The 9,982-nt window shown below is 69.5% G+C and carries 10 protein-coding genes, 2 pseudogenes and 1 riboswitch; of the genes and pseudogenes, 5 read left to right on the forward strand and 7 right to left on the reverse strand.

The features are described from left to right. On the forward strand, positions 1–712 hold a 712-nt coding region (locus VF330_RS25135), incomplete at its 5' end, for a transglutaminase family protein (protein WP_330854136.1). A gap of 92 nt (positions 713–804) precedes the next feature. Here the strand turns inward: VF330_RS25135 and VF330_RS25140 are convergent. Continuing rightward, positions 805–984, reverse strand: a complete 180-nt coding sequence (locus VF330_RS25140; RefSeq protein ID WP_330854137.1) for a hypothetical protein — start codon at positions 982–984, stop codon at positions 805–807. Between the two features lie 341 nt (positions 985–1,325). On the opposite strand from VF330_RS25140, the gene VF330_RS42100 reads away from it, so the two are divergent. Beyond that, positions 1,326–1,490, forward strand: coding sequence for an RGCVC family protein (locus VF330_RS42100; protein ID WP_414675451.1), 165 nt, complete (start codon positions 1,326–1,328; stop codon positions 1,488–1,490). Positions 1,491–1,699: 209 nt separating this feature from the next. Here the strand turns inward: VF330_RS42100 and VF330_RS25145 are convergent, their stop codons facing one another. Further along, a complete protein-coding gene (locus VF330_RS25145) occupies positions 1,700–1,981 on the reverse strand; it encodes a hypothetical protein (RefSeq protein WP_330854138.1) in 282 nt (93 codons plus the stop codon). Between the two features lie 229 nt (positions 1,982–2,210). Here VF330_RS25145 and VF330_RS25150 point away from each other — a divergent pair, with 229 nt between their 5' ends. Next, positions 2,211–2,360 (forward strand): hypothetical protein, encoded by a 150-nt coding sequence (locus VF330_RS25150; RefSeq protein WP_330854139.1) that lies wholly within the window; start codon positions 2,211–2,213, stop codon positions 2,358–2,360. 41 nt (positions 2,361–2,401) lie between these two features. Here VF330_RS25150 and VF330_RS42105 read toward each other — a convergent pair. From VF330_RS42105 to VF330_RS25170, 5 genes and pseudogenes are all read right to left on the reverse strand, one after another. Beyond that, positions 2,402–2,569 (reverse strand): annotated as a pseudogene (locus VF330_RS42105) (DUF2188 domain-containing protein); the annotation flags it as partial. After that, positions 2,570–2,932 carry an STAS domain-containing protein gene (locus VF330_RS25155; RefSeq protein WP_330854140.1) on the reverse strand — a complete coding sequence of 121 codons (363 nt, stop codon included), beginning with the start codon at positions 2,930–2,932 and terminating at the stop codon, positions 2,570–2,572. It lies immediately after the preceding pseudogene. Positions 2,933–3,158: 226 nt separating this feature from the next. Then, positions 3,159–4,031: pseudogene (locus VF330_RS25160) on the reverse strand (PP2C family protein-serine/threonine phosphatase); the annotation flags it as partial. Between the two features lie 116 nt (positions 4,032–4,147). Beyond that, positions 4,148–4,351 (reverse strand): hypothetical protein, encoded by a 204-nt coding sequence (locus VF330_RS25165; RefSeq protein ID WP_330854141.1) that lies wholly within the window; start codon positions 4,349–4,351, stop codon positions 4,148–4,150. A 226-nt stretch (positions 4,352–4,577) separates the two neighbouring features. Next, complete coding sequence (locus VF330_RS25170; RefSeq protein WP_330854142.1) at positions 4,578–5,672, reverse strand: hypothetical protein; 1,095 nt, start codon at positions 5,670–5,672, stop codon at positions 4,578–4,580. 971 nt (positions 5,673–6,643) lie between these two features. Next, positions 6,644–6,868: riboswitch (cobalamin riboswitch) on the forward strand. Between the two features lie 113 nt (positions 6,869–6,981). On the opposite strand from VF330_RS25170, the gene VF330_RS25175 reads away from it, so the two are divergent. Then, the gene (locus VF330_RS25175) at positions 6,982–9,330 is read left to right on the forward strand and encodes a ribonucleoside-diphosphate reductase subunit alpha (RefSeq protein WP_330854143.1); all 2,349 of its coding nucleotides are present in this window, start codon (positions 6,982–6,984) and stop codon (positions 9,328–9,330) included. Next, on the forward strand, positions 9,327–9,982 hold a 656-nt coding region (locus tag VF330_RS25180; RefSeq protein WP_330854144.1), incomplete at its 3' end, for a ribonucleotide-diphosphate reductase subunit beta. The genes VF330_RS25175 and VF330_RS25180, both read left to right, overlap by 4 nt.

A 9,982-nucleotide genomic window follows, 5' to 3' on the forward strand; every position in this document is an offset into this window, starting at 1 on the left:
GAACCTGTTCGCCGAGCCCGAGGTGCCCGTGCGCGACCACTTCGACGTCTACGGCAACTGGCTCGCGCGCTTGGTGCTGCCGCCCGGACTGTCCACAGTGCGCTATTCGGCCTGGGCGGACGTGCCCGATCACGTCGAGGACGTCGACGAGAACGCTCCGGAGAGGTGGCCCGACGACCTCCCCGGCGAAGTGCTGCTGTACACGTTGCCCAGCCGCTACTGCGTGTCCGACGTGCTCGGCGACGAGGCTTGGTCGAGGTTCGGCGCGCATCCACCGGGCTACGGCAGGGTCCGGGCGATCTGCCGGCACGTCCACGAGTCGCTGGAGTTCGGCTACGGCACCTCCACGCCGCTGTCCACCGCGGCCGACGTCAACGCCACGGGCATCGGAGTGTGCCGGGACTTCACGCACCTGGCGATCTCGTTCTGCCGTGCTCTCAACATTCCCGCCCGCTACGTGTTCGGCTACCTCCCCGACCTGGACGTGCCGCCGGACGGCGCGCCGATGGACTTCGCGGCGTGGATGGAGGTCTGGCTAGGAGACCGCTGGTGGACCTTCGACCCGCGCAACGGCGTGCCCCGCAAGGGCAGGGTCGTGATCGGCAGAGGCAGGGACGCCGCGGACGTCCCCATGGTCACCACCTTCGGAGGACCCGTGCTGGAGTCGATGGTCGTCCACGCAGAGGAGGACAAGGCTCCCGCTTGGCGCTGAGAACGCCCACGCCTGACGACCTGTGCGGGGGAGGGGAATCGAGTTCGGTGTGAAGAGCAAGTCCACTGAGGACTGTCACAGTGCGGTTCGGGTCATGGTCGCGTGCGCCAGTCCGGCGGGTTCAGCGCGGGGACGGTGGTGGCGGGGTCGGTGGCGAGAGGTCGCCACCCACCGGGGAACTGGCTGTCGGACATCGCGTCCGGCCTCCGCGTCATCCGCAGGCCGCGTGGCGTCGTCAGGTCGATGCCGGTGCTGATCGGGTCTGAGATCATCCTGGTGCTCCCGCCTCCGTCCGGACCAGCCGGGCGGGGTTGCTGACCCTCCGGAGGGGGCACCGGGTTCGGTCGCCGATGCGTGATGTCCCCTCGGACTTCCACTCTACGCCGATGACGGGTCCTCGCCGGTCGCATCGGGGTGACGGACTGGCGTGAGAGGGAAGGTCGGTGCGCTGTCGAGCGGCCGCGGCGGCGTCGCGCCGGGCAGACGGCGGGCGAAGCCGGGTAGGGTGGAGTCACCGAAGGCATGTCGCGCAGCAGCGGTCGAGCTGGTGCCGCCTCGGGCGCATCACGTAGCCCGGCATTCACCTCTTCTCCCACGCTCATCGGAGTCTTGCATGCCCACGTCCCTACCTCTGATCATCGACGTCGACGACCAGCCCGACACGACCGGCGGTTGCGCCGTCTGCCCCCACCCCCGGGCCGGGCATGACGCGCTCAGCGTGCGGTACTGCACCGCCACCGCGGTGTCCGCGCTACCGCGCGGCTGCATCTGCCCATGACCGCCCGCTTGCGGCCAAACGGCATCCACCGTGCAGGGGAGACGACGAAGTACTTCGGCATCGAACTGCAGGTCTTCCGCCCACGCCGAACCGATCTCGACTCCCGGTGGCGCCCGCCAGGCGCCGAATGTCATCCAGTCACGACCCCTGGTGCGCCTGGAACCCCGGTGCTCGCTCGACCGCCACGAGGAATTCCGACCACGGAGGCATCATGGCCACGGCCACCTGCTCACCGAGCGCGCCGCCGCAGGAGTGTCGACCTGTCCCGCGAGCTGCTGTCCGGAGCAGGCTTCGGACGCTGATCGCGGTGTCGTCGGCATCACCACCGACAGCGTGCGCGAGGTCAGCAAGGTCTTGTGGCCGGCGTGCGACTGCACGGACGGCGTGAACGTCTCGCTCGTCTTCTCCCTCGACCGGTACCGGGAGGTGGTCGACGCCTGTCGCACCGGTTCGGAGGCGGCTCGCCTCCACGGGCTCGACTTGGCCGGCATCCACTCGGGCGCCTCGTTCTGCTTGCCTCGTCCACGAGGTCCAAGTGGCGTACCTGGCCACGTGACGCCGCCGCGGCCTGGCCGCGCCGGGAGCGCGGTCGCTGTGGGTATCCACCGGGTTGAAGAACCCCGCCTGCCCGGACACGACGTACGTGTCGAGCTGGTCCGTCGACACCATGCTGGAACCGACGCTCGAGGCGCGCGCCGAACATGGCACCGTGATCCCCTCGTGCTCGAAGAGGTCCACGGTCCGGCCCAGGACGTGCGCAGTGAGATGGCGCGGCTCGGGATCGGCCACCGCGAGGTCACCGAAGAACCGGTTACCGTCTGCGGCGAGTTCGGCCGCCACCTGTCCGAGGAGATGCCGGCAAAACGTTGACGTGGCGGGTCGCGGCCGCGCGGGTAGACGTCGTGCTCGCTGATCGTGCCGCCGCGGTTCCGGGTGATGTGGTCCACCGCGTGCGCGATCGCCGTCCCACGGCCGTCGGCGGACGCCTCCTCCCTGGTGAGGTGCGTACTGGAGGCCTGGTCGTTGCCCTCCTGTCGGGTCGTCCGGTCGAGCACCCGCGCCCGTGCCCGGCACACCACTCATCCTCCGGTCGGCGACTCCGGCCACGCGGCCTGGGCCTGTGCGGCGGTGGCGTAGGTGGTGAAGAAGGTGTCCAGCCCGATGAGCACGAGGGTGCGGGCGAGGTGCCGGGGCACACCGGCGAGCACCAGGCCGGCCTCCGCCGAGCGCGCGATGTTGCGGGCGGCGATCAGCACGGAGATGCCGCTGGAGTCGCAGAACAGCAGTCCGGTCAGGTCGAGCACGACCTGCTGGCCCGGCCGCGGCGAGAGCGCCTCGACGGCCCGGAGTGCGCTCGGAGCCGAGGCGGAGTCGAGCTCTCCGGCGAACTCGAGCACCGGACCCGCTTCCAGGTCGAGCGTGACGACGGTGAACGAGGTCATGGTCTCTTCTCTCCAGGCAGGCGCACGCTGAGTGCAAGGAGCGCGGTGTCGTCGTCGACACCGTCGCCGAAGCTGTCGAGCAACAGGGACACCGCGGCCACGGTCTCGGTCGCGCTGCCGACGTCGAGGGTGTCAGCCCAGTCGAGCAGCTCCTCCTCGTCGTAGCGGACGCGGCCGTGCGGGCCTCGGTGAGTCCGTCGGAGTGGAGCAGGAGTGTGTCACCGGGCCGCAGGTGTAGCGCGACCTCGACGAAGCGGGCGTCCGGTAGCGCGCCGATCAGCTGACCGCCCCTGGTGTCGAGGAGCTCGGCAGTACCGCGGTGGCGGATCACCAGTGCCGGTGGGTGCCCGCCACTCGCGAGGGTGACCTTGGCGCCGTCCTCCGCCGGTTCGAGCAAGCCGTGGATGGCGGTGCAGAACGGCGGCGCCGCGCCGTGCTGATCCTTGAGCAGCGCCGTGCCGAGGCGTTCCAGCACGGAGGCGGGACCGGGCTCCTGCACGGCGGCGGCGCGCAGCGTGTAGCGGGTCAGCGACGTGACCACGGCGACTTCCGCGCCCTTTCCGGACACATCACCGAGGAAGAACGCCCACGTGTCGCCGGTGAGGGAGAAGAGGTCGTAGAAGTCGCCGCCGACCTCGTCCGCCGAGGCGGGGTGGTGGTAGGCCGCGATGTCGATACCGGGCACGTCCGGCAACGAGGGCGGCAACAGCGTGCGTTGCAAGGTGGAGGCCAGCAGCTGCACCCGGTCGCGTTCCCGCTCCGCCTCCTGGCGTGCGCGCAGCAGCTCGTGCTCGTAGGCGCGCCGGTCACCGGCGTCGAAGACGGTGCTGCGGATCAACTGAGCCGTGCCGTCCGCGCTCGTCCTGACGGTCGAGCCGACCAGCACGGCCATTCGCGTGCCGTCCGCGCGCACCAGTTCGAGCGCGATGCCGTCGGTCTCGCCGCGCAGGCGCAGCATCGGCGCGAAGCACGCCTCGTGGTGCATCCGGTCGCCGGCGGGGAGCAGGTCGGTGAACCGCCGCCACCCGAGCAGGTCCGCGTGTTCGTGTCCCAGCCATCTCAGGAGCGTGCCGTTGATCTTGGCGATCGTGCCGTCCATCAGCGTGGACAGGTAACCGCACGGTGCGTGCTCGTACAGTTTCTCGGCGCTGTCCTTGAGCAGCGCCGAGAAGGCAGTCTGCCTCCCGGACTCCTCGCCGCTTCCCGCGGATCGGGTCACCGTGCGCCCGCGAACACCAGCGCGATCGCCGGGTCCGTGCGGCAGAACGCGGTGACGACCTCGGGCCGGCACCGCTGCGACAGGTCCGGCACGTCCAGCTCCCACAGGTTCCGGTCACCGCCGAACCCGTGGGTGAGCAGCACCAGCGGAGCGTTGTCGCGGCCCGTCACGTTCACGTCGTTCCTGCACCGCGTGTTCATCTGCGCATCCTGTCACTCGGGTGTGAGGGCGGCTGTTCGGTGCTGCCCGGTGCCGCTGCCGCTCGGCGTCCGGTAACGGGGCGAGAGCCGCGTCGGCCGACTGCACCGCGCCGACCGCGTTCGTCCGCATCCCGCAGGCGAAGCGGATGCGCCGGATGTCCGTCCGGCGGTCGGCGGCCCGGTGTCGGTGAGGTGGTGCCGCCGGGTCCGGGGCGGCTCACCGGGCTCAGTGGTTGTACGTGGCCTCGAGCGTGGAGCGGCGGGTGGTGACGTCACCGGGATCGTCGCCGAAGACGATCAGGTGGAGCGTGGTCTGCCTGACCGGGTTGTCGGTGCGGCGGGTGTCGTGGCCGCCGGTGACCAGCAGTCCACCTCGTTGCAGGGCGGGCCGCAGCGCGGCCAGCAGCGCCGCGATCGGTGCTGTCGTGGTGAGCTTCGTGGACTCCGCGGGCCGGTCGAGGGCGTCGGGGCGGACGGTGCGCAGCGCCAGCAGCGGGATGGAGCCGCCGGTGATGCGGAAGTTGAGGTCGAGCAGGACGAGCTTGCCGTCGTAGGTCTGGGCGCAGTCGAGGCTGCACATGCCGCGGTAGCCGACGTCGGCGGCGCGCTGGACGACCGCCAGGCATTCGGTGAGCAGTTCGGCAGGGAGGGGGACGATGAGCCCGAAGCGGCCGCCGGTGTAGACGCCGTGGGCGTCGACGCGCTGGTCGGTGACGGCGAGCAGGCGGGCATGCCCGTCGGCAGCGACGTAGAGCTGGACGCCCCAGTTGCGGTCGATGTTCAGGTACTCCTCGACGACGACCTCGTGGAGGACATCGGTGAACGCCGGCAAAGTCACGACGTCTCCCGCGCGGTGCAGGTAGACGTCGAGACTGGCGCCGTGGGCGGCATTGGTGGCGGCTTTGAGGACCCAGGACTTCTCGGTGGGGGCGGCCTCGGCGAGTTCGCCGACCGTCAAGATCTGGCGGCGGGCTTGGAACCGCGGGTCCACGAAGGTGCTGATGCTGGCCTTGTTGTTGAGATAACCGACGAGTTCGGCGCTCTTCACCGAACGTTCGTCGGGGCTCACGTCGGGGGGCTGCGGGTATTCCATGGACAGGCGCAGGCCGTCGCTGAGGGCTTCGCTGACGCGAGTGGCGAACTCGGCTTCTGTGCGGAACTCCCGTGCATCGGTGCCCACGGGCAGACCACCATCGCGGAGGATGGCGATCAGGTTGGGTTCGGTGCCACCGGCACTGCTGATGACGGGAGTGCCGGCGGCGACGGCGAGGGGACGGGCGGACAGGACGTCGCGGATGTTCCGGTGCCGGCTCGACGGCACCGCCGGCTCCTGGGCGGGGCGGGCGCAGACGGCGACGTCGGGGCCGTAGATGTCGGTGAGGGTGCGCGGAGCGGCTGTGGCGGGTGTGAATGCCGGAGCGGTGATGGGGTCTCCCTTGTGGGGGTGGTGCTGAGCCCGGTGAAGGGCGTGGAGTGGGGTGAACCTTCCGCGAGCGTCGAACCGCCACTGGAACCAGGCGGCGTGCGCTCTCAGGCGAAGCGGCGCCTGTCGGCGTGAACCCGAGGCAACGTGAACCTCAACTGTCTCACGTCCCGCGGCTTTTGGGTGCGTCTGCGACGAACGCTGTTGAAGTTGCGGTGGTCCGGCGTACCCGCGCCGTGGCCGCAACACCGTTGCCAGACGCTTCGGGAGGCCGGCCTCCGTCCCGGAGCTCGGCCCGTGATGGCGGCCCGGTGAGGCACTCCGGCGGCAGCCGAGGTGACGAACAGGGCCGAATCTCGCTGCCTCAGGGGAAATCCTGGTCCGGCTGTGTCCTCGTCGTGATCGACATGACGACGGCGAAGTGTTCGCTCGCGGAGCTGCTCTTGATGGTCGACCGGCGCCCCGGCCCGAGTCCACAGCAGACGAGGATCGCGGACTTCCGCGGCACACGGCACGCCACGGCAGGTGTTGCCGGCCTTTGAAGTGCCACGCGGTCACGACGCCCGTCAGGGAGTCGGCCGGCTTCATCAGCACGCCACCGTGCACAGTGCCGATGAGGTCGGTGTCGTGGTCGTACGTGATCCGCGACCACGTCAGCCGGGAGGCCGTCGCAAACCCCGACCCGACACCGGTCCACCACCGCGACGGGCTCGACACCGCCCATCCCGTCGCGGCCGGAACGCTGCGGCTCAACGGGTTGTGGTCGCCACGTCAGACCGTGCGCGCCGAGCGCCGTGATCGTTTGGGTACCGGTCCAACCCGGCGACACGCCCACTAGATGTAGGTGTCGATCACTCGACCGCGCCCATGTATTGTGCCGCAGAGCTGGTTCGGCCGATCATCCAGATCGGTCGTCGCAAGAGGGAACCCGGTGTGAGTCCGGGACTGCCCCGCAGCGGTGAACGGGAACGAAAGCCGTCAGAAGCACTGGACGAGGTTCGTCTGGGAAGCGACGGCCGGTAGGAGCCGACTGAGTTGGTCTCAGCTCGGCAGTGCCCGTGAGTCCGAAGACCTGCCAGCGCCCCGCACGCGCGTTCGCGTGCGGGTGTCCGAGGCCCCGAGGGAGGGCGGGAGGACGTGGCGGTCGCGCGCGCCCGTCTACTCCTCGCTGCTCTCGTGGCCACCCCGAGCTCGCGAGGAGAGAGCTGTGACGGCGGTCGACACGGTCACCACCACTATGCGCGTCAAGAAACGCAACGGTTCACTCGAACCGGTTGACCTCAACAAGATCGTGCGCGCGGTGGAGCGCTGCACGGTCGGTCTGCACGACGTCGACCCGCTGCGGGTCGCGACCAAGACGATCAGCGGCCTGTACGACGGCGCGACGACCGAGGAACTGGACAAGCTCTCGATCCAGACCGCGGCCGCGCTGGTGGCCGAGGAGCCCGAGTACTCCAAGCTCGCGGCCGGCCTGCTGGCGGCGTTCATCGAGAAGGAAGTGCGCCGCCAGGGCGTGCAGTCCTTCAGCCAGAGCGTCGCGCTCGGCCACACGGAGGGCCTGATCGGCGACGCGACCGCGAAGTTCGTGGCCGCCAACGCCCGCAAGCTCGACGACGCGATCGACCTCGACGGCGACCGCCGGTTCGAGTACTTCGGCCTGCGCACCGTCTACGACCGCTACCTGCTGCGCCACCCGTCCAGGCGGTCGGTGATCGAGCAGCCGCAGTACTGGCTGCTGCGCGTGGCGTGCGGTCTCTCGCACACCGCGTCCGAGGCAATCGACTTCTACCGGCTGATGTCGTCGCTGGCGTACCTGCCCAGCTCGCCGACGCTGTTCAACTCCGGCACGGTGCACACGCAGATGTCCTCGTGCTACCTGCTCGACTCGCCGCGCGACGAGCTGGAGTCGATCTACGACCGGTACAAGCAGATCGCCCGGCTGTCGAAGTTCGCCGGCGGCATCGGCGTGCAGTGGTCCCGGGTCCGGTCACGCGGCGCGTTGATCCGCGGCACGAACGGCCACTCCAACGGCATCGTGCCGTGGCTGCGCACACTCGACGCGTCGGTCTCCGCGGTCAACCAGGGAGGGCGCCGCAAGGGCGCCGCGTGCGTGTACCTGGAGACGTGGCACCCGGACGTCGAGGAGTTCCTGGAGCTGCGCGACAACACCGGTGAGGACGCCCGCCGCACGCACAACCTCAACCTGGCCAACTGGATCCCGGACGAGTTCATGCGCCGCGTCGAGGCCGACGGCGAGTGGTCGTTGTTCGACCCCGACGAGGTGCCCGAACTGGTCGACCTGTGGGGCGACGAGTTCGACCGCGCCTACCGCGGCGCCGAGGAGGCCGGCCGCGCGGTGCGCACGGTCAAGGCCCGTGACCTTTATGGACGGATGATCCGCACGCTCGCCCAGACCGGCAACGGTTGGATGACGTTCAAGGACACCGCGAACCGCACGTGCAACCAGACCGCCGAGCCCGGCAACGTGGTGCACCTGTCGAACCTGTGCACGGAGATCCTGGAGGTCACCAGCGACGAGGAGACCGCGGTCTGCAACCTCGGCTCGGTCAACCTCGGCGCTCACATCGACGACACCGCGGGGACGATCGACTGGGAGCGGCTGCGTTCCACGGTCCGCACCGCCGTCGTGTTCCTCGACCGCGTGATCGACATCAACTACTACCCGACCGAGCAGGCGGCGCGCTCCAACCCGCGCTGGCGCCCGGTGGGGCTCGGTGTCATGGGCCTGCAGGACGTGTTCTTCAAGCTGCGCCTGCCCTTCGACTCGCCGAAGGCCCGTGAGCTGTCGACGCGCATCGCCGAGGAGATCTACCTGACGGCCCTGGAGTCGTCGGCCGAGCTCGCCTCGTCCGCGGGCGCGCACCCGGCGTTCGCGGAAACCCGTGCCGCCAAGGGAGATCTGCAACCCGACCTGTGGGGCGTCACGCCCACGCAGACCGAGCGGTGGAGCGCCTTGCGCGAGCGGGTGAGCGAGCACGGCCTGCGCAACTCGCTGCTGATCGCCATCGCCCCGACCGCGACGATCGCCTCGATCGCCGGCTGCTTCGAGTGCATCGAGCCGCAGGTGTCGAACACGTTCAAGCGCGAGACGCTGTCCGGCGAGTTCCTGCAGATCAACGGTTACCTGGTGCGCGAGCTCAAGTCCCGCGGCCTGTGGACGGACGCGATCCGCAACCGGCTCAAGCAGGACGACGGGTCCGCGCAGGGTCTGGTCGAACTGCCTGAGGAAGTCCGCTCGTTGTTCCGCACGGCGTGGGAGCTGCCGCAGAAGGCGCTGATCGAACTGGCCGCCGCCCGCGGCCCGTACGTCGACCAGAGCCAGTCGCTGAACCTGTTCGTCGCCTCGCCGACGATCGGCAAGCTCTCCTCGATGTACCTCTACGCCTGGAAAGCCGGGCTCAAGACCACGTACTACCTGCGCTCCCGCCCGGCGACGCGCATCCAGCAGGCGACCGTGGCGGTCCCGACGGCGACGTCGGACGAAGCCATCGCCTGTTCTCTCGAAAACCCCGAAGCTTGTGAGGCCTGCCAGTGACCACGCTGTCCACCACCTCCCGCAAGAACGCCCTGCTCGACCCCGGCATGGACCTCACCCTGCGGCCCATGCGCTACCCGCTGTTCTACGAACGCTTCCGCGACGCCATCAAGAACACCTGGACCGTCGAGGAGGTCGACCTCCACTCCGACCTCGCCGACCTGAACAAGCTGTCGGAGGCCGAGCGGCACCTGGTCAACCGGCTCGTGGCGTTCTTCGCCACCGGCGACACCATCGTCGCGAACAACCTCGTGCTCAACCTCTACGAGCACGTGAACGCGCCGGAGGCCCGGCTCTACCTGTCGCGGCAGCTGTTCGAGGAGGCCGTGCACGTCCAGTTCTACCTGACGCTGCTCGACACCTACCTGCCTGACGAGAACGACCGAGCCGAGGCGTTCGCCGCCGTCGAGACGATCCCGTCGATCCGCGCCAAGGCCGAGTTCTGCTACAAGTGGATCGACTCGATCTCGGACCTGAAGCAGCTGCAGTCCCGTGAGGACCGCCGGTCGTTCCTGCTCAACCTGATCTGCTTCGCGGCGTGCATCGAGGGCCTGTTCTTCTACGGCGCCTTCGCCTACGTCTACTTCCTGCGCTCGCGCGGGTTGCTGAACGGCCTCGCCTCGGGCACCAACTGGGTGTTCCGCGACGAGTC

Source organism: Lentzea sp., from assembly GCF_036380075.1.
Taxonomy (GTDB): domain Bacteria; phylum Actinomycetota; class Actinomycetes; order Mycobacteriales; family Pseudonocardiaceae; genus Lentzea.